Here is a 232-nt window from a genome sequence, read left to right as displayed (position 1 = left end):
CCGCCGCTGCCACCGAGGACACCTCGATAAAGGACAGGCCGAGCATCCAGATATCCGCGCCCAGCCCCGACAGGTCGGTGCGGGTGGTGAACGGGGGATACATGAACCAGCCGCCATCGGGCGCGACATCGAAGAAGATCGAGCCGAGCACGAAGACGCCGCCCAGGAGGAAGCTCCAATAGCCAAAGGCGGACAGGCGCGGGAACGGCAGGTCGCGCGCCCCCAGCAGCTG

Annotated in this window: 1 protein-coding gene; it reads right to left on the bottom strand. The window is 67.2% G+C overall.

The window, feature by feature from the left end:
* Nucleotides 1-232: cbb3-type cytochrome c oxidase subunit I (locus tag AX702_RS13775; protein ID WP_156455491.1), on the bottom strand; the 232-nt coding region annotated here is incomplete at both ends.

The organism is Sphingomonas sp. CCH5-D11 (assembly GCF_001557395.1).
GTDB lineage: Bacteria > Pseudomonadota > Alphaproteobacteria > Sphingomonadales > Sphingomonadaceae > Sphingomonas.
The sequence above is the reverse complement of the archived record's forward strand: the minus strand, read 5'-3'. Positions and strand labels throughout refer to the sequence as shown.